The sequence below is a fragment of the Enterobacter cloacae complex sp. 6730903 genome, assembly GCF_048283985.1.
GTDB classification, from domain to species: Bacteria; Pseudomonadota; Gammaproteobacteria; order Enterobacterales; family Enterobacteriaceae; genus Enterobacter; species Enterobacter hormaechei_C.
In genome coordinates, this window is the sequence record NZ_JBLVXX010000203.1 from 1 (window position 1) to 299 (window position 299).

Consider the following 299-nt stretch of genomic DNA (forward strand, 5'->3'; position numbering starts at 1 on the left):
ATCCCGAGGCTCATCAGCACGCTGGCGACGATCATGTCGATCACGAGGAACGGGATGAAGATCATGAAGCCGATCTGGAAGGCGCTCTTGAGCTCGCTGGTCACGAACGCCGGCACGACGACGCGCAGGGGAGCGGTGTCCGCCTTGACCGACGCATCGAGCTTGGCCAGCTTCGCAAAGAGCGCGAAATCCGATTCGCGTGTCTGCTTGAGCATGAACTCGCGCATCGGCGCCTCGGCGCGCTCGAGCGCCTCGTCGAAGCCGATCTGCTGCGCGGTATAGGGCTGCCAGGCCTGGCT

At 63.9% G+C, this 299-nt stretch carries 1 pseudogene; it reads right to left on the minus strand.

The annotated features are described in order from the left end of the window. Positions 1-299 (minus strand): annotated as a pseudogene (fliP, locus tag ACNQ0W_RS25570) (flagellar biosynthetic protein FliP); the annotation flags it as partial.